The organism is Fluviicoccus keumensis (assembly GCF_004217445.1).
GTDB lineage: Bacteria > Pseudomonadota > Gammaproteobacteria > Pseudomonadales > Moraxellaceae > Fluviicoccus > Fluviicoccus keumensis.
Window position 1 is genome coordinate 312,162 of the sequence record NZ_SHKX01000012.1, and the last position, 25,832, is coordinate 337,993.

The following is a 25,832-nucleotide window of genomic DNA, read 5'->3' on the forward strand; positions in this document are numbered from 1 at the left end:
GAGATGAATAGCCATTCACTGAGACATGTGATGACAGACAACAGCGGCAGCCTGACCGTTAACGTGGTGGATATCGACCGGCGCAGCATCGGTGTTGCCGAGGTTTGCTGGGAAAACGGTGTAATCACCGCGATTCGGTCATTGGGGCCGGAAGACCGCGAACGGCCATACCTGATTCCCGGATTTATTGACGCCCACATCCATCTGGAAAGCAGCCTGCTGCCGCCCGCCGAGTTTGCGCGCCTGGCGGTGCGTCACGGTACGGTGGCCACGGTGTCCGATCCGCATGAAATCGCCAATATCCTGGGTAATGACGGCGTGCTGTGGATGCTGGAAAACGTCAGGCAGACGCCCTTTCATGTGCTGTTGGGCGCGCCCAGCTGTGTTCCGGCCACGCCGTTCGAGACCGCCGGCGCTGTGCTGGAAGCGCATGAAGTCGAGGCATTGCTGGATACGCCGGGTGTCGGTTATCTGTCGGAAGTGATGAATTTCCCCGGCGTGCTGGCGCGGGAACCGCACCTGATGGCGAAGATTACGGCGGCGGCCTTGCGGCACAAGCCTGTGGATGGTCATGCGCCGGGTTTGCTGGGTGCTGAAGCTGCGGCTTATGCGGCGGCCGGGATTCATACCGACCACGAATGCGCCACGCTGGCCGAAGCCGAGGAAAAACTCGCTAACGGCATGGCCATCCTGATCCGCGAAGGCTCGGCCGCGCGCAATTTCGAAGCGCTGCATCCCTTGATCGGCCGCTACCCCGGCAAAATCATGTTCTGCAGCGACGACCGCCATCCTGACGATCTTTCCCAGGGACATATCAACAAACTGGCCATGCGGGCTGTCCGGCACGGTCACGACGTATTTTCGGTGCTGGAAGCTGCCTGCCTGACGCCACGACGGTTTTATCCGCTGGATCTGGGGGAAATGCGCGTGGGCGACGCCATGAACGCGGCCTTGCTGGAAAATGTTCGTGATTTCAATGTGTTATCAACCTGGCTGAATGGCGTTATAGCGGCGGAGAACGGTGAATGCTGTTTACAGCGTTATCCATGCCGGCCGGTCAATCGCTTTGCGGCGCAACGGGTCGAGTCAGAGCAGCTGCGGATTGCCGCCGGAACCGGCAGCGGACAGGTAAGTTGCCGGGTGATCGGCGCTGAAGACGGCCAGTTGTTGACGCGTTCACTGCAAATAACGATGAATACCGTCGATAGATATGTCGCGCCATCCGTGACGGAGGATGTTTTGTTGCTGGCCGTGATCAACCGCTACCACCCTGCTCCGCCCGCCCTCGCCCTGATTCGCGGCTTCGGGCTGAAATGCGGCGCGCTGGCGTCCAGCGTGGCGCATGATTCGCACAATATTGTCGCGGTCGGTTGCGATGCCGAAAGCCTGGCGCTGGCGATCAATACCGTGATTGACGCCCGCGGCGGTCTGGTCCTGGCAAATGCCGGTCGCACGGATCTGCTGCCGCTGCCGCTGGCCGGTTTGATGAGCGATGGCGAAGGGAATGCGGTCGCGGCCCATTATTCGTCATTGACGCACCAGGCGCGCACGCAACTGGGTTGCAGCTTGCGTGCTCCGTTCATGACCTTGTCCTTCATGGCTTTGCTGGTGATCCCGGAACTGAAGCTGAGTGATCGGGGGTTGTTTGATGGCGGGAAATTTGCCTTTTCGGATGTGGTATGTTACTGATTATAAATGATAATACGGATATATCCCTGCCGGAAAAACCGATTCCGCTGCTTGATTTTCTGCGGGAAAAGCTGACACTGACCGCCGCCAAGCCGGGCTGCGGCACCGGCGATTGCGGCAGTTGTCTGGTGCTGGTGGGTGAAATCGAACCGGGACAGACGCAGCCGCGATACCGCGCGGTCAACAGCTGCCTGATTTCCACCGCGCAGCTGGATGGTTGTCATGTGATTACCCCGGAAGGTCTTAACGGGGCTGAACTAACGCCGGTGCAGCGGGCTTTGGTGCAGCAAGGTGCGGTGCAATGCGGCTACTGTACGCCGGGACTGACGGTGGCCCTGACGGCCGCGCTGCTGGAAGGCGGACCGACGGTCGGCGCTGCGGAAGGCAATCTGTGCCGTTGCACCGGTTACGCCGCTATCCGGCGGTCCTGTCACGCACTGGACAGCCAATTCCCGTCGCGCCCCCGGACGCTCGCGGAAGCGGTCGAGGCCGGCTTGCTGACGGATGGCGTGGCGCTGGCGTCCCGGCAACTGAAGGCGCAAGTCGCGGAAGCGCTGCCCGCTTCAGTTACCTTTGCCGTATGGGCGGGCAATACCGATCATGGCGTGCAGCACGCTTATGGCGAGGACAGGCGCCCTGCTGTCCGTATTCATCACGTGCCTTCGTTACGCCGCATCCAGGCGCACGAGGACGTGATTGTCATCGGCGCGGCGGTCACCATTCATGAACTGCAGCAGGATGCGCTGATTCGGGAGGCCTGGGCCCCGCTGTCGCTTTTCCTGACCCGGTTTGCGTCCCCTTCCATCCGTCACCAGGCCACGGTCGGCGGCAACTTGGTGAATGCGTCGCCAGTGGCGGATCTGGCGGTGGCGTTGCTGGCTCTGGATGCGGAGCTGGTGCTGGCTTCGGGGGCCGACGAGCGTTATTGCCGTCTGGCCGATTTTTACCGGGGCTATCATCTGACAGCGCTCCGACCTCACGAAATCCTCACGGCGGTACGGATTCCGCGTAATCGCGATGGCCAGACCGTTCTGCATCTTGAAAAAGTCGCCAAGCGTGAGCTGGACGATATTGCGACGGTCAATTCCGCCTTCAGTGTGACCGGCGGCTTGCCCGGATGTTTGGGAGAAGTCCGGTTCAGCGCAGGCGGCGTTGCGCCCTTCCCCCGGTTGCTGGCCGGGACTTCCGCCTTCCTTGGCGGCAAGCCGGTCTCGGTGACAATGGTTCGGGAGGCCATGCGGCGGCTGGATGCGGAAATCTCCCCGATTGATGATGTGCGGGGCTCCGCCGCCTACAAGCGGCGCTTGCTGAAGCATCTGCTGGCGGCGCATGTCGCCGGGCTGTATCCGGAACTGTCGGTGGAGGATTGCCTGCATGACTCCTGATTCCCAGGCACTGTTGGCGCGCGGCCTGGCGCAATTTACCGGCGATCTGCCCTTGCCTGCCGGCGGCCTGCACGCGGCGGTGGCGGTTTCACCGCTGGCCCATGCCGCGTTTGGCCGGGTGGAAACGACCGCTGCCTGTGCGGAGCCGGGTGTGGTGGCGGTGCTGACAGCGGCGGATATTCCCGGCCTCAATGACATCGGCAACCTCTTCCACGATGAGCCCTTGCTGGCTGATAAAGTCGTGGTGTGCGTGGGGCAGCCCTATGCGCTGGTGATCGCCGAATCCGCAGAGGCGGCCCGGCGCGGAGCACAGCGGGTCAGCGCCGACTGGGAACCCCGGCCCGCCCTTTTTGACGCGCGCGAGGCTTTTGCCGCCGGTGCGCTGATCCAGCCGCCGCGCACCTTCGCCCTGGGGCGGCCGGATGAGGTCTGGTCGCGATGCCACGCTGTCGTCGCCGGTCGGGTCGAGATCGGTTCCGCCGAACATGTCTATCTGGAAACACAATGCGCGCTGGCGTTGCCGCGCGATGACGGCGGTTTGCACGTGCATTCCGCCACGCAGTCGCCCAGTGTGGTGCAGAAAGCGGTGGCGGCGGTCACCGGCTTGCCGATGCACCGGGTGGAAATCGAAGTCGCCCGTTTGGGCGGCGGCTTCGGCGGCAAGGAGGATCAGGCCACGCTCTGGGCCTGCCTCGCCGCCCTGGCGGCGTGGAAGCTGAAGCGGCCGGTGCGCATCCGGCCCGACCGGCGCGAGGACATGCGCATCACCGGCAAGCGTCACCCCTACTCGGCGGACTACCGGCTGGGCGTGGACGCCGACGGCCGTTTCCTGGCCTATGAAGCATTCCTCTACCAGAACGCGGGTTGCAGCGCCGACCTCTCCACCGCCATTCTGGAGCGTTCGCTGTTTCACGCCGCCAGCGCCTACTTCATTCCGAATGTACGGGTCACGGCGGCCAGTTGCCGCACCAACCTGCCCTCCAATACCGCCTTTCGCGGTTTTGGCGCGCCGCAGGCCGTCTTTGTGCTGGAAGCGGCCATCCGCGAAGCCGCGCGGGCCCTGCAACTGTCGCCGCATGTCCTGCAACAACGCAATCTGTTGCGTGACGGCGACACCCTGCCTTATGGCATGCAGCCGGACCGGGTTCGCGCCCGGGCGTGCTGGCAGGCGCTGGAAAACCGGTTCCGGCCCGAAGAACATCGCCGTGACATTGAAGCCTGGAACGCCGTCAATCCGCGTTACCGCCGGGGCATGGCGCTGATCCCGGTCTGTTTCGGCATCGGCTTTACCGCCACCCTGCTCAACCAGGCGGAGGCGCTGGCGCATGTTTATGCTGACGGCTCGGTCAGCGTCACCACCGGTGCGGTAGAGATGGGTCAGGGGGTGCACGACAAGATCCGCGCCGTCGTGGCGCATACGCTGGGTTTGACACGGGATCGCATCCACGTGGAAACCACCAGCACCCTGCGTGTCGCCAATGTTTCCCCCACCGCCGCCAGCACCGGCGCGGACCTGAACGGCGAGGCCGCGCACCAGGCCTGCCTGACCATTCGCCGGGGGTTGGCCCCCGTGGCGGCCTCCATGCTGGGTGTACCGGTTGAGTCCGTGACCTTTGCCGAGAACTGGATTTCCACGGCGGACCAGGAGCTGGCGCTCAGCTGGGAATCCCTGGTGGCGGAAGCCTATGCGCGCCGGGTCAGCCTGTCGGCCCTGGCGCATTACGCCACGCCCGGCCTGTCTTTCAACCACGCTTCCAATACCGGCAAGCCCTTTGCCTATCACGTTTATGGCGCGGCCTTGATTGAAGGCACGGTGGATGCCCTGCGCGGCACCGGCCGGATTGATCGTGTCTCGGTCGTTCATGACTGCGGTCAAAGTCTGGATGAGCAGACCGATCGCGGCCAGATTGAAGGCGCCGTGGTCCAGGGTATCGGCTGGATGACCAGCGAGGACATCCGTCATGACGCGCAGGGTCGCCTGCTGAGCGATTCCCTCGCCTCCTACAAGATTCCCGATCTGAGGTCGGCTCCCGAGATGGACGTGGTGCTGCTGGAAGATGCGGACAACCCGCCCGGTGTCCTCAACAGCAAGGCGGTCGGCGAGCCGCCGTTGATCTATGGCCTCGGCGCGTATTTCGCCTTGCTGGATGCCATGAGCAGCCTGCGCCCCGATGTCCGGCCGGAATACCGCACGCCCATGTCGTCGGAGCGGATTTTCACGTGGCTGTATCCGGATGAGCCCGTATGAGGGCGGAAATGTGGCGCGCCGGGCTGATCTATGGCGGCGGCGACCTGGCGGCGACGTTGATTACCGGTCATGTCCAGCCCATGCGCGCCGTGGGTATCTTCCTGATCGGCGCCCTGCTCTATGCGCCTGAAATCCGGGGATATTTCGGCTGGCTGGAGCGATCGCGGCCGAACCCGCAGGGCTTCGGCCCGCGCCTGCAGCGCGCCGCGCTGGCTTGGCTCTGGTTCAATCCGCTGTGGATTGCCCGGCACGCCCTTTTTATCCGCTGGCTGAGCGGTCGACCGCATCCCTTCGATGCCGGTTTGCTGACCATTGGCTTCACCTCGTTCGCGCTGAACATGCCGGTGGCGCTGACCGCAAATTACCTGATCCAGAACCGGCTGCCTCTGCGCTGGCGCTTGACCGGCAGCGCTTCCTTTTCCGCTGTGATGGCGGTTTATTACGCGCTCAGTGAGGTGTGGTTTGGCTGAAATCGACGTGTGGCGGGCCGTGCGCGATCATCTGGCCCGGGGTGGACGTTGCAGCTTGTTGGCGGTGGCTGACAGTCGCGGCAGCTCGCCGGGGAAACCGGGCGCCGTCATGGCGGTGGGCGTTGACGGGCCGTTGGCGGGCACCATTGGCGGCGGTCGGGTGGAATCGACGCTGGTGCACGAGTGCAGCCTTGCCCTTGCGGCGGGCAACCCGGTCCCGCAGCGGCGGGTGTTTCGCCACCGGCCGGATGTTCCGGACAGTTCCGGCATGATCTGCGGCGGCGAGCAGACGGTCGTCATGACGATGCTGTCGCTGCAATCCTTACCGGAAATTGACCGTTTGCTGGCGGATCTGGCGCAGGGTCGTTCCCGTAGCTGGGAACTGTCGCCCGCCGGCTGGCGGTTATCGGAAGAGGCATTGTCCAGCTATTTATCCGAGGGTGAAAACTGGCGCTACAGTCATCGCGCCGGCGCCAGCCATGAGGTCTGGCTGGTGGGCGGCGGCCATGTCAGCCTGGCCTTGTCCCGGTTGCTGGCCTGGCTGGATTTCCGGGTAGTCGTCGTTGAGGAACGCCCGCGTATTCCCGTTTTTGAAAGCAATGGTTTCGCCCATGATAAGCATCGTTGCGCCTATGAGTCACTGGCGGCATTGATTCCGGAAGGCCCGTCCGTGTGCGTGGCGATCATGACCCACAGCCATGTTCGCGACCACGCGGCGCTGGACGCGCTGTTTTACCATCGCGTGGGTTATCTGGGCTTGCTGGGCAGCCCGGCCAAGTTGCGGGCGCTGGCGGGCGACCGCGTTCGGCCGCCGCATTTTCACGCCCCGATGGGCCTGCCCATCCATAGCGCCACGCCGGAAGAGATTGCTGTCAGCATTGCGGCGGAACTCGTCGCGTTCAGGCATGGGCAAACCGCTTTTGTTCACGCATAATCGACGGCTGATTTATAACGAATAAAAGCCAGAACCAAGGACGCCCCGGAGCCGGATTTTCCCCATGAGAGACATGCTGGATTCGCTGTTGATTGTCGAAACCCCGGAAGGCGTGCGCCTGTCGCTGCACCTGGCGGGCATGGTTCCGCGCAGTCTGGCGTTCGGCATCGACATGGCCGTTCGCGGCGTGGTGATGATTGCCTGCGCCACGGTGCTGGGCAAGCTGGGCAACATTGGTCTGGGCTTGCTGCTGATCATTTTCTTCCTGATGGAATGGCTGTATCCGGTTCTGTTCGAGGTCTATGGCGGCGGTTCAACTCCCGGCAAGCGGATGATGGGCCTGACCGTGGTCGAGGCTTCCGGCCTGCCGGTCGGCTGGCGCGCCTCGATGATCCGCAACCTGCTGCGCTTCGCCGATTTCCTCCCCTTTTTCTACGGTTTCGCGGTGTTCTCGCTGCTGCATACCGCCCGTTTCCAGCGGCTGGGCGATCTGGCGGCCGATACGGTGGTGGTCTGGCGGCAAAAGCCGCAGGTCTTCGGCGAGTTGCCCGAGCGCAAGCCGATTGAGCCGCCCGTCCGCCTGACGCCCGAGGAACAGCGCAGCCTGATCAATTTCGCCGAGCGCGCGGGCAAGTTGTCGATGCAGCGGCAGATCGAGCTGTCCGACCGGCTGAAGCCGTTGACCGGCGCAACCGGCCAGTCCGGGCTGGAGCGGGTGCTGGGAATGGCGAACTATCTGGCGGGCAAGCGATGACACCGCAAGAGTTCACCCGCCGTTACGAAAGCCGCTGGAAACAGTTCGAAACCTTCCTGATCGATCGCCGCACCGCCCGGGACCCGGATTTTCCGGCCCGCTATCGCGAGATTTGCGCGCATCTGGCGCTGGCCCGCGACCGGCACTACCCGCTGGCGATGGTGGAACACCTGAACACGCTGGTGCTGGCGGGACAACAGCATCTTTACCGCCACCAGGGCGGGCTGTGGGCGTCGTTCCTGGATTTCCTCAGCCGGGGCTTTCCGGTGCTGGTGCGGCAGCATGCCGGGTTGTTCTGGCTGGCGGCCCTCTTCTTTTACGGGCCGTTGCTGGGCATGGCGGCGGCCATCCAGCAACACCCGGAGCTGATTTACAGCGTCATGTCCGCCGAACAGGTGCACATGTTCGAATCCATGTACGAGCCGGGCAAGAAGCTGATCGGCTCCCGGCCCAATGACAGCCATTTCATGATGTTCGGCTACTACATCCAGCACAATACCGGCATCGGATTCCAGACCTTTGCGGGCGGCTTGTTCGGCGGCATCGGCAGCCTGTTCTTCCTGCTGTTCAACGCCATCCAGATCGGCGCGGTCGGCGGCCATCTCATCCGCATCGGCTACGACCAGACCTTCCTCTCCTTTGTCGCCACCCACGGTGCGTTCGAGCTGACCGCCATCGTGCTGTCCGGTATGGCCGGGCTGATGCTGGCGCTGGGGCTGGTCGCTCCCGGCCGTCATTCCCGCAAGGATGCCCTGATCCTGCGTGGCCGCGATGCCGTGCGCATCATGTACGGGGCGGCGCTGCTGTTCCTGGTGGCGGCGGGCGTGGAAGGCTTCTGGTCTTCCAGCCCGCTGGTTTCCGCCCAGGTCAAGTATGCGGTCGCCGCCGTGGCCTGGACCGGCGTAACGGCCTGGCTGTCGCTGGCGGGAAGGAAATCCTGATGCGTATTGATCAGCTCAATCTGGTGATCCGCCCCCGGCATCCTTTCGAGGCCGACGATCTGGGCGTGCGCCTGTTGCAGCAGAACTGGCTGTCCGTCTATCGCGTATGGCTGTTGCTGATGCTGCCGATGGTGGCGCTGATGGTGCTGCTGGAGCACCTGACCGGCCGTCTGCTGGGCATCGCCCTGTTGTGGTGGCTGAAGCCGCTGTTTGACTATCTGGCCTTGTGGATACTCAGCCGGGCGGTTTTCGGCGGCCGTCCCGGCGTGCGTGAATGCCTGACCGCGATGGAAACCTTTCCCCGTTGCGGTCTCTTCGGCGCGCTGACCATCCGCCGTTTCAGTCTGAGCCGGGGTTATGTGCTGCCGGTCCGGCTGCTGGAAGATCTGACGGGCGCGGCGCTGGAATCCCGCATCGCCACCATCCGCTATAACCAGACCGGCCGGTCGCGCTGGCTGATCCAGATATTCATGGCGGCGGAATTGTCGATCCTGTGCGGCCTGCTGAGCCTGGTGGTGTGGTTTGCCCCGACGTTTCAGGATCTGAGCATCGTCGACGACTTCGTGCAGGCGACCGCCGGCGACTGGAAGCGCGATCTGATGGTGCTGATGTATGGGCTGGCGGTGACGCTGGTGGAGCCCTTTTATGTCGCCGCCGCGTTCCTGCTCTACCTCAACCGTCGCACCGACCTTGAGGCTTGGGATATTGAAATCGCGTTCCGGCAATTGGCCGACCGCCTGACGGGAGAGACGCGATGAACCGCCTCCTGTCGGCAATCATCCTGTCGTGCCTGCTGGCGGCTCCCGCCTTCGCGGCGGACATGGAAAATGCGGATACCGGCCCAGCACCGGCCTCCCGCACCGATGGCCTTGCACACGCACCGGATGCCGCTCCTGCGGCAGCGGACATCAAGGCGGTCATGGACGGCCCCGATTTTTCCCATCGCGAAACCGTGCAGGAACTCAAGTTCCGTCACGACTGGTTCAAGGACTGGAAGTCCGAACCCGAAAAGAAAAAGAACGCCAATGCCGGTCCGTGGCTGAAGCGGCTGGCGGATTTCTTTGTCTGGATCTTCAGTCACGCGCTGGTGATCCTGGCGCTGATCGTGCTGGTGCTGGCGTATCGTTACCGCCAGCGCTGGCTGGGTCTGCTGCGGCGCTCGCCCGCGAATGCCGCGATGGAGCCTTTTGTCGCCCGTATCGACGAAGCACCCGAGGACAGCCTCCCCTTGCCGGACGACATCGTGCAGGCCGCTGAACAGGCCTGGCAGACCGGCAGCCGCCGTCAGGCGCTCAGTCTGTTGTATCGCGGCGCCGCCGCTTCACTGGGCCTGCCGCCCGCCGCCACCGAAAGCGAGAATCTGGCGCTGGTGCGCCGTCATCAGACCGTTGAGGTCAACGAGGCATTCAGTGAGCTGGTGCGCGCCTGGCAGGCGCTGGCCTGGGCGCATCAGGAGCCTTCCGACCTGGCGCCGTTGAGCAATACCTACCGCCGCCATTTCCGACGCGGGGTGAAGGCATGAAAATCAGGCTTTCCCCGTCCGGGTGGCTGGCCATTGCCGCTGTACTCATCCTCATTGCCGCCGGCGCCTTCCTGTTCGAGTTGAAACCGGTGCAATCGCCGCCGCAATGGACGGAAGAAGCCACCCGTAACCCCTATCTGGCGGCCGGACGGTTATTGGAAAAGCGCGGGTTCACCGTGCGCTACCAGCCGGAAATTGCCGCCGCGCCCGCCAAGCCGGGTGTGCTGTTCCTGTCGCTGTCCTCCGCCTCCCTGCCGGACAAGGCGATTGCGCCGCTGCTGGCCTGGGTGCGTCAGGGCAACCGTCTCATCCTGCCGGCGCGGTTGCTGGGGGATGAGGAAGGACAAGTGCAGGATCCGTTGCTGCCCGCGCTGGGCGTGGTCATGCATGACCAGGAACTGGAGGCCGCCGAGCATTCCCTTCCGGATTACAGCAACGACCGTCGCCTGCTGTCCGGAAACGCCGACGACGGCTGGCTGGAAGCCGGCTTCCAGGGCAGGCTGGTGCTGGAAGACACGACCGGCAAGGCGCTGCGGGCGCTGGAAGACGGCAACGGCATTCATGTGCTGGAATATCGTCTGGGCGACGGGCGCATTGTGGTGGTGACGGAAACCGGGCTGTTTACCAATCAGGCGATTACCTGGAAGGACAACGCCGCCCTGTTCTTGCGGTTGTTCGGTCCCGCCAGTCATGAGGGCGAGGCGCAAATCGTCTACGGCGGCCACGCGCGCGGCATTCTGGAGTTGTTCTGGGATTGGGCCTGGCCGCTCATTATCAGCGTGTTTGTCCTGGCGCTGGCGCTGATCTGGTACGGCAACAGCCGTTTCGGCCCCTTGCTGCCGTCACCCGACCAGCCCCGCCGCCGACTGGCGGAGCACCTGCAGGCCGCTGGCCGTTACCTGTGGTACGCCGGTCGCCATCAACGCCTCTATAACGCCGTGCGTCAAAGCCTGCGGCGGCATATCTTCCGTCGTCACCCGCAATGGCGCAGCCTGACCGACGGCGACCTGATCGAAGAATTGACCCTGTTTACCGGCCTGGATTCCCCGGCCTTGCGTCAGGCGCTGGCCGACGCCCCAACCCACGATCTTGCGCGCTTCGTACAGGATATGCGCGTCCTTCATCAACTCCGGAAACTGACATGAGCGACCCTACCTTTCCCTCCCAGCCCGCCGTCGGCCAAGATACGGCCTCGCCCCTGAAGTCGGCCGGCGCCAAGGTGCAGGCCATGCGCCACGAAATCAGCAAGGCGCTGGTCGGCCAGAAGGAGGCGGTCGAGCAGGTGCTGATCGCCCTGCTGGCCAGCGGCCATGTGCTGGTGGAAGGCGTGCCCGGCCTGGGCAAGACGCTGCTGGTGCGTGCCCTTTCCCGCACCATCGGCGGCACGTTCAACCGCATCCAGTTCACCCCCGACCTGATGCCCAGCGACGTCACCGGCCACGCGCTGTATGACCTGAAGAGCGAGCAGTTCCATATCCGTCGCGGCCCGGTTTTCGCGCATCTGGTGCTGGCGGATGAAATCAACCGCGCACCCGCCAAGACCCAGGCGGCGCTGCTGGAAGCCATGCAGGAATACCAGGTCACCATCGACGGTCAGGCCCATCAGCTGCCCCGACCCTTTCTGGTCATGGCCACCCAGAACCCGATTGAACAGGAAGGCACCTACCCCCTGCCGGAAGCGCAGCTGGACCGCTTCCTGCTGAAGGTCGTGATCGGTTACCCCACCCTGAATGAAGAGCAGCGCCTGCTGACGCTGGTGACTCGCGGCAAGATGGGCGACACCCTCGATTTTGACTCCCTTCAAACGCTGTTGTCGCCGGAAGACATCCAGGCCGTACAGCAGCTGGTCGCGCAAATCCGCATTGATGACAGCATCCGCGATTACGCCGCCCACATTGTGCGCGCCACCCGCGACTGGCCCGGCATCTCGGTCGGGGCCGGGCCGCGCGGCGGCATCGCCCTGCTGCGCGCCGCCCGCGCCGCCGCCCTGCTCGAAGGCCGTGATTTTGTCATTCCGGATGATGTGAAGCGCCTCGCCGAACCGGCGTTGCGTCACCGGCTGGTGCTGTCGCCGGAACTGGAAATGGAAGGTCAGAGCGCGGACGACGTGATCAAGGCCATCCTGCAATCCGTTCCCGCGCCGCGCCAGTAGGCCAGACGCATGCAACCGACCCGTCGTTTGCTGGGGCTATTGGCCGGATGGGGCGTCCTGGGCGTTCCCGTCATCTTCGACAAGGCCTGGCTGACGTTATGGCTGCTGGCGCCGGTGGTGCTGGGCGTCATGACGTTGCTGGAAGCGCTGGCGCTGCTGGCGACGCCCAGCCCCCGCCTGAAGCGGACGATCCCGGCCGCCTGGCCCTTGTCTGTCTGGCAGCCGGTTGAGTTGACGGTGGCCTGCACCGGCAAGCTGCCGGTGCGTCTGGAAGTGTTCGACCATCTGACACCGGACATGGAAGGCGAAGGCATGCCCGCCGCGCTTGACCTGCGGCCGGGGCAGAAACTGCGCGTGCAATACCGCGCCCGCAGCCTGGTGCGCGGCGAACGTACGCTGGACATCGTCGAGTTGCGCTTGCCCGGCCGTCTTGGCCTGTTGCAGCAGACCCGGCGTATAAGCGTCAGCTCCCCGTTCCGCGTCTATCCCAATTTCTCGGAAGTCGCCCGCTATGCCCTGCTGGCCACGGACAACCGTCTGTCGCAACTGGGTATCCGCCTGCGTCCCCGGCGCGGCGAGGGGCTGGAGTTCCACCAGCTGCGGGAATACCGGGAAGGCGACTCGCTGCGGCAAGTGGACTGGAAAGCCACCTCACGCCTGCGCAAGCTCATTTCCCGCGAATATCAGGATGAACGCGACCAGCAGGTCTTGCTGTTGCTGGATACCGGCTTCCGCATGCGCGCGCAGGACGGCAGCCTCTCCCATTTCGATCAGACCCTGAACGCCTTGCTGTTGCTGGCCCACGCCGTCAGTCGTCAGGGCGATGCCGTCGGTTTGATGACCTTCGCCGGTTCCGACCGGTATCTGGCGCCCGCCAAGGGCGGCCATGTCGTCAAGGAAATCATGAACCGGGTGTTTGATCTGGAGCCGACCGACAGCACCCCGGACTTCCTGCGCGCGGTGCAGGATCTGGGCAAGCGCCTGCGCAAGCGTTCGCTGATCGTCATCCTGACCAATGTGCGCGATGAAGATGGCCCCGATCTGCTGGAAGCCTGCCGGGTGCTGGGCCGCCGTCATCTGGTTTTGCTGGCGACGTTGCGGGAACAGGTTTTCACTGACTTGCACGAACAGCCGCCCGCGAGTGTTGACGATGCCTTTACACGGGCGGCGGCGGAAGATTATCTGGCCTTGCGGGAACGGCAGTTGAGCGGTTTGCGCCATGCCGGGGTGCTGGTGCTGGATACCGAACCCCGCCGTCTGGCGGTCGGGTTGGTCAATCGCTATCTGGAAGTCAAGCGGAGCGGACGGCTGTAAGCGGCGTTGCCGGGTTCAACCCGCACAACGCCGCCCGCGCACTCAAGGAATTGCCAGTCCCCGTTCCGCCGCCTGCGCCCGAACCTTCTCGGCGACAGCCGGAGCATCCGCCAGTTCACGTTGCAGCACTGCCGTGGCGGCATCCTTGACGTTATCAGACAGGTAGCGGACCACATCCAGCAGCGGCGCCCACATGTCATGGGCGGCGGCGGCGCGAATCACGGTTTGCAGGAAGAACTCGCCCTTGCCGGCCACGATTTCCCCCAGCGTCTGCCGTTGCGACACCGACATGTATTCCACCAGCGGCAGCAGCGTGCCCCACAAGCCGTAGATATCGGTATTCACGGCCACGGCTTCCAGCACATCGCGGCGCGACATGGCGGCCACATTGATCAGGTGGAACTGCGTGCCCGGCGACATGCAGGCGAACAACGGCAAGGCGTCCTTCCACAGGTCCAGGCTGAACACGGTATCGGTCAGGTCGTCCAGCATGCCGGGGTTCTGTTCCACGGCGATGTCGCCCATCTGCCGCTTCAGCTCGTCTTCCATGTGCACCATCAGCGCCAGCGCCTCCGGCCACAGCTCCTTGTGGTTCTGCATCTCACCGACCAGCACGCGCAGGCGGTTTTCCGGCAGCATGCGGATGATCTCGCTGATCTGGTGCTTGCCGTCCATGAAGAAACCGATGTGCAGCAGGTCCTTCTCGGAAATCTCGCCGATGATGGCGCGCATCTGCGCTTCCATCATGAAGTTGACGAAGCCGCCCAGCACCAGGTATTCGCCGCGCCGCACCAGTTCCTTCGCCACCGCCTTCAGGTGGTTCACCGGCATGTTGCGGATGATCTCGCGCACCCGCTTCGGGTCGATCGCCATCGTCACTTCCGCCAGGAAGGGAATGCTCATCTTCTGCGACAGGTCCACCGCACGCTGCCAGGGCATTTCCCCGGCCACGCGCGCGCACAGCATCGGCCCGAAAGCCTTCTCGGCAATCATCGCCGTCAGCCCGTTCGGCATCAGCTTGCTGGCCGAAGCCAGGTTCTGGAACAGCTTGCGGCCGTCGCTGAACACGCGGTCGCTGGCCAGCTCGCGCACCTTGATCAGCGCGGGCAGCGGCACATCTTCCAGAAAGGCCAGATCGGCCTCGGTCACTTGCGTCATGCGCGACAGCTTGATCAGTTCGGCGCGGGTATCGAGTTTGCTCATGGGGTCTTTCTCCGCTTAACCGCGCACAATTTTCTTGACGGCGCCGCGCAGCAGCGACGGCACGTGATCGAGTCCGCGATCAATGGCTTCCTTCATGGCTTCGTGTTGCTGGTGCAGGGCGTTCACCATGATGGTGTTCAGCTGGTCCACCTGCTCGGGGGTCAGGCTTTCCAGCCCGGCCAGTTCGGCAGTGGTGGTTTTGAGTGTTGCGGCCAGTCGCTGCAGCGCGATGTCGTAGCTCATCGGAGAGTTTCCAGTCTGGAGGGGGATGACGCGGATAATGGGGGCAATCCCCACGAAAAACAATGGCTTTAGCGGCCCAATCGCCCGTCGATCAAGCCATTTTCTGCTTGCGGTACTGGCTGGGGGAAATGCCGTACTGGCGGCGGAAGGCTTGACTGAAGGCCGTCTCGGAACTGTAGCCCACCCGCTCGCTGATGCGGTTGATGCCGATGTCCTGCTGCGCCAGATGCCAAGCGGCCAGCCGCAGCCGGTGTTCGGTCAGGTAGGCCAGCGGCGGCATGCCGATAATGTCGTTAAAGCGCTCGTGGAAGGCCGAGCGCGACAGGCAAGCCAGCCCGGCCAGATCGGCCACCGTCCACGGATGCGCCGGTTGCGCGTGGATGGCGCTCAGTGCGGGCGACAGATAAGGATCGCGCATCGCGCTCAGCCAGTTGTTGGCTTCCTCCGGCAACTGCTCCACATAATCGCGCACGCATTCAATCAGGAACATGCCGATCAGGCGGTTGATCAGCGTATCGCGGCCGGGCCGGTACAGCTCCGCCTCCAGCGCCAGGAAGTTCAGGCCGATCTTCAGCCACTCCGGCCCGCTGCCCTCCAGCCCCTGCCGGATCACCATGCACGGCGGCAGCGACGACAGCAGCGGCCGACCCATGTCCGAGTCCAGCAGGCAGCGCACCGACAGGATCAGGTTGCGCGGCTGACCGTTGCCCACCGCCAGCGGCTCGTTGCAATGACCGTTGAAATCGTTCATCAGCCAGTAATCGGACAGCTCCGCCGCGTCAGGATGGCGGATATGGTGTTCCTTGCCCGCCGGGATGAAGGCGATATCGCCGGTTTCCAGCAGATGCTCGTCATGACCCGGCAACAGCAGCTTCACCGGCCCGTTCAGCACGATATGAAAAGCCGGGCTGCCTTGCAGCGCAAAGTTCCACGCCCCCTGCCCGTTGACGTAGAGGTATTCCGCGCCGCGCAGGTGGATATCGTCAAGAATGTGGCTCAGGGCATCCATGGGACGGCTGTTTTTCTCTTATTGGTCGGAAAACCCTGAAATTTATAAGCCAATGTGACATTGGTCAATGTCGGATTTCCGCGATAGTTTTATGGATTCCGGCCACTGTTCAGGGCGGCGGATTGCCTGCAAGATTGTCCTACAAGCTAAATCACAGGTACCCGCCATGAATGCCAAGACACCGGATGATCTTCTGAATGCTGCCAGCAATGCCACCGCTAAGCAATGGCGTGACGGCAAACGTTATCTCTGGATGCTCAGCCCGGCGGTTCCGGTCATTGGCACAGCCGCCCTGGCCGCCTACGCCATTGCCCCGAAGAAGCTGCGTGCCCTGGCCTGGACCGGCCCGGCGCTGATTCACGCCATCATTCCCGCCATTGACCGTCTGGTGGGCGCGGACAAGACCAATCCCCCGGAATCCGCCGTCAAGGATCTGGAAAACGACAAGTATTACCACCGCGTGGTGCTGTCCTTCCTGCCCACCCAGTATGCCTGCACGCTGCTGGGCACCTGGCTGGCCACCCGCAAGAACGTGCCGCTGGCCGACCGTCTGGGCATCGCCGCCACCGTCGGCGTCATCAACGGCATCGCCATCAACACCGCCCACGAACTGGGCCACAAGCACGACCGCACCAGCCGCCTGCTGGCGATGGCCGCCCTCGCCCCCACCGGCTACACCCACTTTGCCGTGGAGCACAATTTCGGTCACCACAAGCGCGCCGCCACCCCGGAAGATCCGGCGTCCAGCCGTCTGGGCGAAAGCTTCTGGAAGTTCCTGCCGCGCACGGTGATTGGCGGTTACAAGTCGGCGGTGCAGATCGAGAAGGAGCGTCTGGCGCGCAAGGGCAAGGGTTTCTGGTCGCTGGACAACGAGCTGCTGCAGGGCTGGGCGATGAGCGCCGGTCTGCTGGGTGCGTCCACCGCGTTGTTCGGGCCGCGCGCCATTCCGTTCCTGGTGGCTCAGGGGGCTTATGGCGCCAGTCTGCTGGAGGTGATCAATTATGTGGAGCACTATGGCCTGAAGCGCGAGAAGCTGGCGAACGGCAAGTATGTGCGGGTGTCGCCGCAGCATAGCTGGAACAATAATAATGTGGTGACCAATCTGTTCCTGTATCAGTTGCAGCGTCACAGTGATCACCATGCGCATCCCAGCCGCAGTTTCCAGGCGTTGCGGCATTTTGAGGATGCGCCGCAGTTGCCGGCGGGTTATGCCAGCATGTTGTTGCCGGCCTACATTCCGTCGCTGTGGTACAAGATTATGGATAAGCGGGTGTTGGCGCACTACGATGGGGATATTACGAAGGCGAATATTGATCCGGAGCGTCGGGAGGAGATTCTGGCGAAGTACGGGCGTCCGGCGATTGAGTTGGAGGAAGTGCCGGAGGTGACGGCGGAGGTTGGGGAGAAGGAGGCGGCGTAAGCCTTCTTAAGGATAATTGGGTTTTGGTTTGTGCCGTCCCGGCGTTCTAGTCGGGGCGGTTTTTTTATGGGATCTTTTTAGTTATGGTAAATTGGGGGCTTACCCAATTATGGTCTCGTTAGCATTTTTTCAATCAGTTCGTTTACATTCCTGTTTCCAAGGCGATGAAATGATTTCAGAAAAATCAGCAAGTCCACCGTAGCTTGCATCGCGAAAATCTGGCTTTCCGAAGTCGATATCCAAGATATATATTGGACTCCAACGCTCCTTATTGACGCCATAGTCCTGCGCTTTCCATTCAGCCACAACCCTTAGTTCGTCAGGGGATTTCCAAAGTATTTGAAGCAAAGATTCTGACGGCAGAAACCAATCAGAGCCAGATACTTTCATATAACGCAAAGTTGGCTGCTCTGCTGCAAGATTTAATCTAAATACACGGCCCTCTGTCTTTTTATTATTTAATACTTTGTAACGCTCACATTCGATAGTCTTATCTGCAAAAACTATTGTGGTCGAGAACAAGGAAACCATTAGTGCAATGGACTTCAAGCCGAAATTCATGTTTAATCTCCTTATCGCCCAGATTCGAGTCGTTTAGCACTTTTCATGTTCGGCTAGTGCTCTATAATCAGAATTAGTAAAAATTGCGTAAAGCACTAACACCCAACAAAAAAATACACCTGAAATTGCCCCCAGGTCCATCAATAAATGCTCCATAAGTGGCTGTTGTGTTATCCCACTGGAGCGAAAATTAGACACTTGCATTATCGTGAAATAGCTTGAGCCACTCGCTTGGTCGCAAAATGTTTGCATTTGTGGCAATTTTCAACTCAACCCTTTTATTTAGAATACGTTCGTCGGTTGTTATGAAGTACCCACCGTATTTTCCTGCTTCAAAAACATGAGCAGCATCAGCAGCATATTTTTGAGCGTGACCATTGCCTGTTAGAATGGCTTGAGCTAGTTCTTTGCGTGTTTGTTCTGCTTGAGTAAGACCTGTCGGGTTTGTGAAGATCATATTTTTGGCAGCAGTTTTAACATCAACAGGAGTATTCGGATGATCAATTTCACGTTGATTAGAATGCGCAAGTGCCAGAACCACTTCTCTTGTATTGCCGAGTATTCGTATTTTCTGGGCCGCCTCATGCTCCGGCGAATATTTTGGATCAAATGCACATGTATCTAGAAAGTTATTTGCAAGCCGAGGATTGAGGCAGCTTCGACCCATAGGTACCCGTTGCATTATTGATCTCCATGTGAAATTTGATATCTAAACCAAATCCGGTCCTTGATTTTTCCATAAACGGCGTCTAATTTTGGCCGTACTGTGGCAAGCCACTGATTTAAATTGACTTTAAGCTATCAGTAAACGGAAGTTCCGACAATCGGTTCCTCGATTCCGCCCCGGCCCAGGTTGTTACAAGCCATTGCACCATTCGCAGCTACCAAGCGACCAATTCCCCTTCCCCCACCCCCAATGCTACCATCCGCCCCCATGCAACTAACCCACCTCCATCAGCGCCTCGCCGACCTCGGCGCCCTGCCCGTCCACCGCGAACGGATCATCCGCTCATGGATACAGGGCAAACCGCTCAGCACCGGCACCAGCCGCCGCGAGGCCCAGCATTTCCTGCCGCTCAGCGTCCGCAACGCCCTGCCGCAACTCACCGCCGACCTCGACAACCTTGCCCGCATCCGCTCGCAACACCCCGGCGCCGACGGCTCCGCCCGGCTGTTGGTCGACCTGCCCGACGGCCAGATGATTGAAAGCGTACTGCTGCCGCGAGACGGCGTCTGCGTTTCCAGCCAGGTGGGATGCGCCGTCGCCTGCCGCTTCTGCATGACCGGCAAAAGCGGACTGTTGCGCCAGGTCAGCAGCCTCGAAATCGTCGCCCAGGTCGTACAGGCCCGCCGCCTGCGCCCGGTCAAAAAAGTGGTGTTCATGGGCATGGGCGAACCCGCGCACAACCTCGACAACGTCCTCGAAGCCATCGACTTGCTGGGCACCTACGGCGGCATCGGCCACAAGAACCTGGTCTTCTCCACCGTCGGCGACCTGCGCGTCTTCGAACGCCTGCCCACCCTGCGCGTCAAACCCGCCCTCGCCCTGTCGCTGCACACCACCAAAGCCGACCTGCGCGAACACCTGCTGCCCAAGGCCCCGAAAATCAGCCCCCGCGACCTCGCCGAACTCAGCGAAGACTACGCCCGCCGCGTCGGCTACCCCATCCAGGTGCAATGGACCCTGCTCAAGGACATCAACGACGGCCAGGAAGAACTTGAAGCCCTCGCCGACCTTTACCGGGGCAAATACGCCGTCATCAACCTCATCCCCTTCAACAGCCTCGAAGGCGACCACTACCAACGCCCCAGCGGCGAACGCATCGTCGAAATCGTCCGCCACCTCAACAGCCGCGGCATCCTCACCAAAGTCCGCAACAGCGCCGGACAGGATGTAGACGGCGGCTGCGGCCAACTCCGCGCCCGCGCCATCGACACCCCCCGCAAACCCCGCATCCCCCTCACCCAAAGCGAATAGCCGCAGTGGCCTCGCCACAAGCCCAACGACCACCCCCACCTAGCCCAACCAAATCAAACCAAACCCAACTTTCCCTATCACCCCCAACCCTTATTCACGACCACCCTCGCCGTCCGCAGCCAATTGTCCGAGCCACATGCAAGGAAACGAAGTGAAGGAGTGGAGGCGGATCAACAGCGAACGGAAGGAATGCGAGTTATTGGCGAAGGACACGGTTTTGCCTACTTTTTCCAAGAAAAAAGTAGGGCCCGCCGCAGGCGACCCCCTCAAACCAAACACCCCTCACCCCCAAAACGCTCAATTCCCACCCAAAAAAACCACATTGATCGAAAGTGATTCACCTTAAACCGTGACATTGCCCAATGTCGGATTCCTGACACATTTTCCCGGATTCCTGCAACTGTTCACCCGCCCACCCCAGTAGCAATATGGCCATACGGTAAATACAAATGAACAGGTGCCAGACAATGAACGCCAAAACCCCTGACGACCTCCTGCAACAGGCCAGCCAGAAAGGCACATCCAAGTGGAAAGACCCCAAGCGCTACAAATGGCTGCTCAGTCCCGCCCTGCCCGTGGTCGGCATCGCCGCCCTGGCCGCCTATGCCGTCGCCCCCAAGAAACTGCGCGCCCTTGCCTGGACCGGCCCGGCGCTGGTGCACGGCGTCATTCCCGCCCTGGACCGCTGGATCGGTGAAGACGCCAGCAACCCGCCCGATGAAGCCATCCGGGAAATGGAAAAAGACAAGTATTACAACCTGATCACCAAGGCCTTCATTCCGTCGCAGTACATCATGACCGCGCTGGGCTGCTACCTCGCCACCCGCAAGAACGTCCCGATGATGGATCGCATCGGCCTCACCATGTCGGTGGGCGCGCTGAACGGCATCGCCATCGTCACCGGCCACGAACTCGGCCACAAGCACGAGCGCCACAACCGCATCGGCGCCATGCTCGCCCTGGCCCCGACCTTCTATACCCACTTCGCCGTGGAACATAACTTCGGTCACCACAAGCGCGTCTCCACCCCGGAAGATCCGGCGTCCAGCCGCATGGGCGAAAGCTTCTGGAAGTTCCTGCCGCGCACCGTCATCGGCGGCTTCAAGTCGGCCGTGGAAATCGAGAAGGCGCGTCTGGAACGCAAGGGCAAGAGCTTCTGGAGCCTGGAGAACGAACTGCTGCAAGGCTGGGCGATCACCGCCGGTTTCGTGGCCGCCAACGTGGTCATCAGCGGTCCGCGCGCGGTTCCCTTCCTGGTCGCCCAGGGCGCTTACGGCGCCAGCCTGCTGGAAGTGGTGAACTACATCGAGCACTACGGCCTGCTGCGCCAGAAGGACGCCAACGGCAAGTACGAGCGCACCCAGCCGGAACACAGCTGGAACAGCAACTACGTCATCACCAACCTGGTGCTGTACCAACTGCAGCGTCACAGCGACCACCACGCCTACCCGACCCGCAGCTTCCAGTCGCTGCGCCACTTTGAAGGCACACCGCAATTGCCGGGTGGTTATGCGTCCATGCTGCTGCCCGCCTACTTCCCGTCCTGGTGGTTCGCACTGATGGACCCGAAGGTGGTGGAACACTACAAGGGTGACATGAGCCGCATCAACTTCGACCCGGAGCGTCGTGAAGAATTGATTGCGAAGTATGGCCCCAAGGCTGTGGAGGCCGAAACGGCGGAAACGCTGGCCATCACCCAGGGTGAAAAGGCCGCCGCCTGATCCGCCCTGCATTGCACGGAAACCCCGCCCTTCCCGGCGGGGTTTTTGCTTTCCGGGGGCCGGTATGGTATTGAGGATGATTATCGGTTTTGACAGGCAACATCATGGCTGTGGTGGAAAGCAAACAGTTCATTCATGCCCCGCGCGACGAGGTTTATCAGGTGGCCCAGGCGCTGGACGAGTATGCCCGCTGGGACGCCGCCGCGCCGTCCATGAGTCTGGCGGTTCCGCAGGACGGTATCCGCGTTGGCCAGCAACTGCGGGTGCGCGATCGTTCCGGTTTCAATCTGGTGCTCGAATACATTCAGGTTTCCACCCAGTCCACGTCGGTGAAGATGGTCAGCGGCCCTTTCTTCATCGACCGCTTTGCCGGCAGCTGGCTGTTCGAGGACCGCAACGGCATCACTTTCGCCCGCTTCAAGTATGTGCTCACCCTTAAGAAGTGGATGCTTCCTTGGCTGACCGAATATCTGGCGGGCTGGTGGTTGCAGAAACAGACCGACAAGCGGCTGCTGGCCCTGAAAACCTGGTGTGAATCCCGTCGTTCCGGGCAGCCGGTCCTCTTCCACCCCGCCTCGCCGTGTTCCAAAGCTTAAAGGATTGCCGTCATGACCGCTTCATACGAAGGAATACTCGATTTCTGGTTTGGCCCGCAGGGCGACGATACCGTGGTTGCCAACCGTCAGGCCGGGTTGTGGTGGTCGAAGGACCCGGCGCTGGATGCGGAAATCCGCGATCGTTTCGAGTCGCTGGTCTATGCCGCCGCCGATGGTGACCTGACCGACTGGCATCAGGATGCGCGCGGCCGCCTGGCGCTGATCATCCTGGTCGACCAGTTCAGCCGTAATATCTGGCGCGACACGCCGCAGTCCTTCGTATTCGACACGCTGGCCCGCCAGTGGTGCAAGGACGGCCTGGCGTCCCGGCAGGACCGCCTGCTGAAACCGATCGAGCGGGTGTTCTTCTACCTGCCGCTGGAGCATTCCGAGGATCGCGACGACCAGACGCGCAGTGTGGCGCTGTTCCGCGAGCTGGCTTCCTCCGTTCCCGCCGAGGCCATGAAAACCTTTGCCTTCTTCCTGACCTACGCCACCCGGCATCAGGACATCATCGAGCGATTCGGGCGTTTCCCGCACCGCAACCGCATTCTCGGCCGCGAATCCACGCCCGAGGAAACCGCTTTCCTGCAAGAGCCCGGCTCGTCGTTCTAGGCCGGGCCGGCTTCATCCTTTTACCGTCAATCCCTTGGCAGCTTCCTCATGATTATCGTCCATCACCTGAACAACTCCCGTTCGCAACGCATTCTCTGGATGCTGGAAGAACTGGGCATCCCCTACGAAATCAAGCACTACCAACGCGACAAAAAAACCATGCTGGCGCCGCCGGAGCTGAAGAAGGTGCATCCGCTGGGCAAGTCGCCGGTCATCACCGATGGCGATATCACCGTCGCCGAGTCCGGGGCCATCATCGAATATCTGGCCTACACCTATGCCAGGGACACAATGCTGCCCGCGCCCGGTACGCCGGAGCACCGCGATTACACCTACTGGATGCATTTCGCCGAAGGGTCGCTGATGCCGCCGTTCGTGATGAAGCTGGTCTTCGACAAGGTGCGCAGCGCGCCGGTGCCGTTCTTCCTGAAGCCGGTGACCAAGGGCATTGCCGACAAGGTGATGACGTCCTTTGTCGGGCCGAACATCAGCAACAACATGAGCTTTATTGAGGGGTATCTGCGCGGGCGGGAGTGGTTTGCCGGGTCGCAGCTGACCGGCGCGGATTTCCAGATGAGCTTTCCGCTGGAGGCGGCGGTGGCGGGTCGCGCTACGGGAAATTACCCGGCCATTACGGCTTGGGTAAAGAAGGTGCAGGCGCGTCCGGCCTATCAGCGGGCGCTGAAGGCTGGCGGTCCTTACGATTACGCCTGAGGCTTGTCGCCGCGCTGCCGCGCCAGTTCATGCTGGCGCTGGCGCATGCGGAAACGCGCCTTCTGTTCGTCCGTGGTCTTGTCGTGGCACCAGGCGCAGGCCACGCCATCTTCAAAATGCGGGCTGTGCAGGTCCTCTTCCAGCAGCGGGTGTCCGCAACCGAAACACATGCGGGTGTGGCCGGGGTTGACGCCGTGCTCCACGCCCACCCGGCCATCAAACACAAAGCATTCCCCTTCCCACAGGCTCTGCTCGTCCGGGATTTCCTTCAGGTAGTTCAGGATACCGCCCTTGAGGTGGTACACCTCCCGAAAGCCTTCCTGCAACAGGTAGCTGGTCGATTTCTCGCAGCGGATGCCGCCGGTGCAGAACATGGCGATCTTCTTGTCCTTGGCGTCCGCCAGCTCCTTGGCCACATATTCCGGAAACTCGCCGAAGGTGCGGGTCTTGGGGTCAATCGCGCCCTTGAAGGTGCCGGTCATCACTTCATAGTCGTTGCGGGTGTCGATCACCAGCACGTCCGGCTGCTGGATCAGGTCGTGCCATTCCTGCGGGCTCAGGTAGGTGCCGACATGCTCGCGCGGGTTCACCGGCACGCCCAGCGTCACGATTTCCTGCTTCAGCTTGATCTTCAGCTTGCGGAAGGGATGCTCGTCGGCAAAGGACTCCTTGTACTCCATGCGCGTGAAGCCTTTCGCCAGCAGCAATTCATGCAGGCGGCTGATGCCTTCGCGACTGCCGGAAACGGTGCCGTTGATGCCCTCGCCCGCCACGATCAGCGTGCCCAGGATGCCCTGTTCGCGGCAGAAGGCGCGCAGTTCTTCCTGCAAGACGGCCGGGTTTTCCACGGCGCGGAACTGGTACAGCGCGGCAATGACGACTTGACTCATGGCGGTATCCGACAGGCGATAATCAGGGACGGCGCGGGCGTGGGCCGCGAAGGCGCGCATGATAGCAGAAGCCCCGCTTATTCCGGAAACCGCTGTTCTTTCGACGAAATGCGGCCGGAATTGACTTTTTTCACCCGGTCAAACGGTTTTGCGCCACTGACAGGTCATGCATAGTGTCCTATCATTCGCGGCGTTCAACCAGCCGGAAGATCCCGCATGAGCCACACCGCTGCTACCCGCAAGAAGCCATCCCGCAAGAAAGCCCAACGCGCTGTCCGCAACCTGTCCGACCGTCTGCTGCGCCCGCAGGAAATGGTGCTGGCCGGCCGCAGCCCGTACGAAGTCATCCACGACAACGGTCTGGTGCGCCTGCGCCATTACCATCCGCTCACGGAAGACTGCATCCTGCTCGATGGTGTCAAGGTGACGGTGGAAAAAGAGCGTCATGCGGTGCCGCTGGTGATCGTGCCGCCGCTGGCGGTGAACATGTTCATCTACGACCTGTTCCCCGAGCGCAGCATGATCCGCTACCTGCAGGCGCGCGGTTATGACATTTACCTGATCGACTGGGGCGTGCCGCGTCGCCGTCACGCGCACTACAACCTGGCCACCTATTGCGGCGAGCTGATGCCCGAGTTCCTCGCGCGGGTGCGCGAGCACAGCGGCTCGCAGGACCTGTCGCTGCACGGCTGGAGCATGGGTGGCATCTGCGTGCTGTGCTACACCGCGCTGAATCAGGACAAGCACATCCGTAACCTGATGGTGCTGGGTTCGCCCATCAACAGCCATGCCTCCGGCAAGCTGGGCAAGATGTACCAGTTCATGAACCGTAGGGCGGAATGGGTGCGCGAGAACACCGGTTTCCGCATCCACAACCTCAATCCGCAGTGGCTGCACACGCCGGGCTGGATGAACACCCTCGGCTTCAAGCTGATGGACCCGGTCAGCAACCTGCGCGGTTACTGGGAGCTGCTGGGCAAGCTGGCCGACCGCGAGTTCGTGGTCAACCACGCCACCACCGCCGCCTTCCTTGATGGCATGGTCGCCTATCCCGGCGGCATCGTGCAGGACATGTCGGTGCGCATCTGGATCGACAACGAACTGGCCAAGGGCTACATGACCATCGGCGACAAGGAAATGCGCCTGTCGGACATCAACGCGTCACTGCTGGTCTTCGCCGGGCAGACCGACAACATGGTGACCCCCGCCGCTGTCGAAACCCTGCTGGATTACGTGTCCTCCACCGACAAGGAATTCCGCGTTGTTCCCGGCGGCCATCTGGGCCTGGTGCACAGCAGCAAGGCCCCGGAAAACATCTGGAAAGTGATCGCTGACTGGCTGGGAACGCGCTCTGACTAAGGCGGGAATGTCTGTCAATAGCGTTATTGTCGGACATTTTCTTTGCTATCGGAGTGGAAATCAGGCAGAATATTGGCCCACTAGCACGCATGTGCATGTTTCTAAATCGCTTCA

The 25,832-nt window shown here is 61.9% G+C and carries 25 protein-coding genes; 19 read left to right on the forward strand and 6 right to left on the reverse strand.

The window, feature by feature from the left end:
* Positions 1-30: 30 nt before the first annotated feature.
* From ade to EV700_RS09640, 12 genes are all read left to right on the forward strand, one after another.
* Positions 31-1,689 carry an adenine deaminase gene (gene ade / locus EV700_RS09585; protein ID WP_130413139.1) on the forward strand — a complete coding sequence of 553 codons (1,659 nt, stop codon included), beginning with the start codon at positions 31-33 and terminating at the stop codon, positions 1,687-1,689.
* Complete coding sequence (locus EV700_RS09590; protein WP_130413141.1) at positions 1,680-3,074, forward strand: FAD binding domain-containing protein; 1,395 nt, start codon at positions 1,680-1,682, stop codon at positions 3,072-3,074. Before ade ends, EV700_RS09590 begins: the two co-directional genes overlap by 10 nt.
* Positions 3,064-5,322, forward strand: a complete 2,259-nt coding sequence (locus EV700_RS09595) for a molybdopterin cofactor-binding domain-containing protein (protein WP_130413143.1) — start codon at positions 3,064-3,066, stop codon at positions 5,320-5,322. The genes EV700_RS09590 and EV700_RS09595 overlap by 11 nt, the downstream gene beginning before the upstream one ends.
* Positions 5,319-5,792: a hypothetical protein gene (locus EV700_RS09600; RefSeq protein ID WP_130413145.1), complete on the forward strand. Its 474-nt coding sequence runs from the start codon at positions 5,319-5,321 to the stop codon at positions 5,790-5,792. The genes EV700_RS09595 and EV700_RS09600 overlap by 4 nt, the downstream gene beginning before the upstream one ends.
* Positions 5,785-6,726, forward strand: a complete 942-nt coding sequence (locus tag EV700_RS09605) for an XdhC family protein (RefSeq protein WP_130413147.1) — start codon at positions 5,785-5,787, stop codon at positions 6,724-6,726. The genes EV700_RS09600 and EV700_RS09605 overlap by 8 nt, the downstream gene beginning before the upstream one ends.
* Before the next feature lie 64 nt (positions 6,727-6,790).
* Entirely contained in the window at positions 6,791-7,480 is a 690-nt protein-coding gene (locus tag EV700_RS09610; protein ID WP_130413149.1) for an RDD family protein, read from the forward strand.
* Positions 7,477-8,421, forward strand: coding sequence for a stage II sporulation protein M (locus tag EV700_RS09615; RefSeq protein WP_130413151.1), 945 nt, complete (start codon positions 7,477-7,479; stop codon positions 8,419-8,421). Before EV700_RS09610 ends, EV700_RS09615 begins: the two co-directional genes overlap by 4 nt.
* Positions 8,421-9,179, forward strand: coding sequence for a hypothetical protein (locus EV700_RS09620; RefSeq protein ID WP_130413153.1), 759 nt, complete (start codon positions 8,421-8,423; stop codon positions 9,177-9,179). Before EV700_RS09615 ends, EV700_RS09620 begins: the two co-directional genes overlap by 1 nt.
* Positions 9,176-9,943 (forward strand): hypothetical protein, encoded by a 768-nt coding sequence (locus EV700_RS09625; RefSeq protein ID WP_130413155.1) that lies wholly within the window; start codon positions 9,176-9,178, stop codon positions 9,941-9,943. Before EV700_RS09620 ends, EV700_RS09625 begins: the two co-directional genes overlap by 4 nt.
* A complete protein-coding gene (locus EV700_RS09630; protein ID WP_130413157.1) occupies positions 9,940-11,088 on the forward strand; it encodes a DUF4350 domain-containing protein in 1,149 nt (382 codons plus the stop codon). Before EV700_RS09625 ends, EV700_RS09630 begins: the two co-directional genes overlap by 4 nt.
* Positions 11,085-12,095 carry an AAA family ATPase gene (locus tag EV700_RS09635; protein WP_130413159.1) on the forward strand — a complete coding sequence of 337 codons (1,011 nt, stop codon included), beginning with the start codon at positions 11,085-11,087 and terminating at the stop codon, positions 12,093-12,095. Before EV700_RS09630 ends, EV700_RS09635 begins: the two co-directional genes overlap by 4 nt.
* Positions 12,096-12,104: 9 nt before the next feature.
* Positions 12,105-13,409 carry a DUF58 domain-containing protein gene (locus EV700_RS09640; RefSeq protein ID WP_130413161.1) on the forward strand — a complete coding sequence of 435 codons (1,305 nt, stop codon included), beginning with the start codon at positions 12,105-12,107 and terminating at the stop codon, positions 13,407-13,409.
* Positions 13,410-13,451: 42 nt separating this feature from the next.
* On the opposite strand, the gene EV700_RS09645 is transcribed toward EV700_RS09640, so the two are convergent.
* From EV700_RS09645 to EV700_RS09655, 3 genes are all read right to left on the reverse strand, one after another.
* On the reverse strand, positions 13,452-14,612 hold the full coding sequence (locus tag EV700_RS09645) for a hypothetical protein (protein WP_130413163.1): 1,161 nt from the start codon (positions 14,610-14,612) through the stop codon (positions 13,452-13,454).
* 15 nt (positions 14,613-14,627) lie between these two features.
* Complete coding sequence (locus EV700_RS09650) at positions 14,628-14,855, reverse strand: hypothetical protein (protein WP_130413165.1); 228 nt, start codon at positions 14,853-14,855, stop codon at positions 14,628-14,630.
* A 91-nt stretch (positions 14,856-14,946) separates the two neighbouring features.
* Positions 14,947-15,864, reverse strand: coding sequence for an AraC family transcriptional regulator (locus EV700_RS09655; RefSeq protein WP_130413167.1), 918 nt, complete (start codon positions 15,862-15,864; stop codon positions 14,947-14,949).
* Between the two features lie 166 nt (positions 15,865-16,030).
* Between EV700_RS09655 and EV700_RS09660 the strand changes: the two genes are divergently transcribed.
* Positions 16,031-17,284: an alkane 1-monooxygenase gene (locus EV700_RS09660; protein WP_130413169.1), complete on the forward strand. Its 1,254-nt coding sequence runs from the start codon at positions 16,031-16,033 to the stop codon at positions 17,282-17,284.
* A 129-nt stretch (positions 17,285-17,413) separates the two neighbouring features.
* On the opposite strand, the gene EV700_RS09665 is transcribed toward EV700_RS09660, so the two are convergent.
* Together EV700_RS09665 and EV700_RS09670 are read right to left on the reverse strand one after the other, a co-directional pair.
* A complete protein-coding gene (locus EV700_RS09665) occupies positions 17,414-17,845 on the reverse strand; it encodes a hypothetical protein (protein WP_130413171.1) in 432 nt (143 codons plus the stop codon).
* 190 nt (positions 17,846-18,035) lie between these two features.
* Positions 18,036-18,527 (reverse strand): hypothetical protein, encoded by a 492-nt coding sequence (locus tag EV700_RS09670; protein ID WP_130413173.1) that lies wholly within the window; start codon positions 18,525-18,527, stop codon positions 18,036-18,038.
* 252 nt (positions 18,528-18,779) lie between these two features.
* On the opposite strand from EV700_RS09670, the gene EV700_RS09675 reads away from it, so the two are divergent.
* The 5 genes from EV700_RS09675 (at position 18,780) to EV700_RS09695 (ending at position 23,469) form a co-directional block, all read left to right on the forward strand.
* Positions 18,780-19,823 (forward strand): RNA methyltransferase, encoded by a 1,044-nt coding sequence (locus EV700_RS09675; RefSeq protein ID WP_130413175.1) that lies wholly within the window; start codon positions 18,780-18,782, stop codon positions 19,821-19,823.
* Between the two features lie 467 nt (positions 19,824-20,290).
* Positions 20,291-21,544: an alkane 1-monooxygenase gene (locus EV700_RS09680; RefSeq protein WP_130413177.1), complete on the forward strand. Its 1,254-nt coding sequence runs from the start codon at positions 20,291-20,293 to the stop codon at positions 21,542-21,544.
* 104 nt (positions 21,545-21,648) lie between these two features.
* Positions 21,649-22,140: an SRPBCC family protein gene (locus tag EV700_RS09685; protein WP_130413179.1), complete on the forward strand. Its 492-nt coding sequence runs from the start codon at positions 21,649-21,651 to the stop codon at positions 22,138-22,140.
* Between the two features lie 12 nt (positions 22,141-22,152).
* Positions 22,153-22,755 (forward strand): DUF924 family protein, encoded by a 603-nt coding sequence (locus EV700_RS09690; protein ID WP_130413181.1) that lies wholly within the window; start codon positions 22,153-22,155, stop codon positions 22,753-22,755.
* A 48-nt stretch (positions 22,756-22,803) separates the two neighbouring features.
* Positions 22,804-23,469 (forward strand): glutathione S-transferase family protein, encoded by a 666-nt coding sequence (locus EV700_RS09695; protein ID WP_130413183.1) that lies wholly within the window; start codon positions 22,804-22,806, stop codon positions 23,467-23,469.
* On the opposite strand, the gene trhO is transcribed toward EV700_RS09695, so the two are convergent.
* On the reverse strand, positions 23,460-24,359 hold the full coding sequence (gene trhO, locus EV700_RS09700; RefSeq protein ID WP_130413185.1) for an oxygen-dependent tRNA uridine(34) hydroxylase TrhO: 900 nt from the start codon (positions 24,357-24,359) through the stop codon (positions 23,460-23,462). The two genes, EV700_RS09695 and trhO, sit on opposite strands and share 10 nt — an antisense overlap.
* A gap of 216 nt (positions 24,360-24,575) precedes the next feature.
* On the opposite strand from trhO, the gene EV700_RS09705 reads away from it, so the two are divergent.
* Complete coding sequence (locus EV700_RS09705) at positions 24,576-25,718, forward strand: alpha/beta fold hydrolase (RefSeq protein WP_130413187.1); 1,143 nt, start codon at positions 24,576-24,578, stop codon at positions 25,716-25,718.
* Positions 25,719-25,832 lie beyond the last annotated feature (114 nt).

Bases quoted from the DNA above. Each gene is read 5' to 3' on its own strand.
- EV700_RS09655 (WP_130413167.1), bottom strand. From the start codon at position 15,864: ATGGATGCCCTGAGCCACATTCTTGACGATATCCACCTGCGCGGCGCG.
- EV700_RS09690 (WP_130413181.1), top strand. From the start codon at position 22,153: ATGACCGCTTCATACGAAGGAATACTCGATTTCTGGTTTGGCCCGCAG.
- EV700_RS09620 (WP_130413153.1), top strand. From the start codon at position 8,421: ATGCGTATTGATCAGCTCAATCTGGTGATCCGCCCCCGGCATCCTTTC.
- EV700_RS09660 (WP_130413169.1), top strand. From the start codon at position 16,031: ATGAATGCCAAGACACCGGATGATCTTCTGAATGCTGCCAGCAATGCC.
- EV700_RS09615 (WP_130413151.1), top strand. From the start codon at position 7,477: ATGACACCGCAAGAGTTCACCCGCCGTTACGAAAGCCGCTGGAAACAG.
- EV700_RS09635 (WP_130413159.1), top strand. From the start codon at position 11,085: ATGAGCGACCCTACCTTTCCCTCCCAGCCCGCCGTCGGCCAAGATACG.
- EV700_RS09685 (WP_130413179.1), top strand. From the start codon at position 21,649: ATGGCTGTGGTGGAAAGCAAACAGTTCATTCATGCCCCGCGCGACGAG.
- EV700_RS09625 (WP_130413155.1), top strand. From the start codon at position 9,176: ATGAACCGCCTCCTGTCGGCAATCATCCTGTCGTGCCTGCTGGCGGCT.
- EV700_RS09600 (WP_130413145.1), top strand. From the start codon at position 5,319: ATGAGGGCGGAAATGTGGCGCGCCGGGCTGATCTATGGCGGCGGCGAC.
- EV700_RS09640 (WP_130413161.1), top strand. From the start codon at position 12,105: ATGCAACCGACCCGTCGTTTGCTGGGGCTATTGGCCGGATGGGGCGTC.
- EV700_RS09645 (WP_130413163.1), bottom strand. From the start codon at position 14,612: ATGAGCAAACTCGATACCCGCGCCGAACTGATCAAGCTGTCGCGCATG.
- EV700_RS09705 (WP_130413187.1), top strand. From the start codon at position 24,576: ATGAGCCACACCGCTGCTACCCGCAAGAAGCCATCCCGCAAGAAAGCC.
- EV700_RS09595 (WP_130413143.1), top strand. From the start codon at position 3,064: ATGACTCCTGATTCCCAGGCACTGTTGGCGCGCGGCCTGGCGCAATTT.
- EV700_RS09680 (WP_130413177.1), top strand. From the start codon at position 20,291: ATGAACGCCAAAACCCCTGACGACCTCCTGCAACAGGCCAGCCAGAAA.
- trhO (WP_130413185.1), bottom strand. From the start codon at position 24,359: ATGAGTCAAGTCGTCATTGCCGCGCTGTACCAGTTCCGCGCCGTGGAA.
- EV700_RS09695 (WP_130413183.1), top strand. From the start codon at position 22,804: ATGATTATCGTCCATCACCTGAACAACTCCCGTTCGCAACGCATTCTC.
- EV700_RS09630 (WP_130413157.1), top strand. From the start codon at position 9,940: ATGAAAATCAGGCTTTCCCCGTCCGGGTGGCTGGCCATTGCCGCTGTA.
- EV700_RS09650 (WP_130413165.1), bottom strand. From the start codon at position 14,855: ATGAGCTACGACATCGCGCTGCAGCGACTGGCCGCAACACTCAAAACC.
- EV700_RS09670 (WP_130413173.1), bottom strand. From the start codon at position 18,527: ATGCAACGGGTACCTATGGGTCGAAGCTGCCTCAATCCTCGGCTTGCA.
- EV700_RS09590 (WP_130413141.1), top strand. From the start codon at position 1,680: ATGTTACTGATTATAAATGATAATACGGATATATCCCTGCCGGAAAAA.
- EV700_RS09665 (WP_130413171.1), bottom strand. From the start codon at position 17,845: ATGAATTTCGGCTTGAAGTCCATTGCACTAATGGTTTCCTTGTTCTCG.
- ade (WP_130413139.1), top strand. From the start codon at position 31: ATGACAGACAACAGCGGCAGCCTGACCGTTAACGTGGTGGATATCGAC.
- EV700_RS09675 (WP_130413175.1), top strand. From the start codon at position 18,780: ATGCAACTAACCCACCTCCATCAGCGCCTCGCCGACCTCGGCGCCCTG.
- EV700_RS09610 (WP_130413149.1), top strand. From the start codon at position 6,791: ATGAGAGACATGCTGGATTCGCTGTTGATTGTCGAAACCCCGGAAGGC.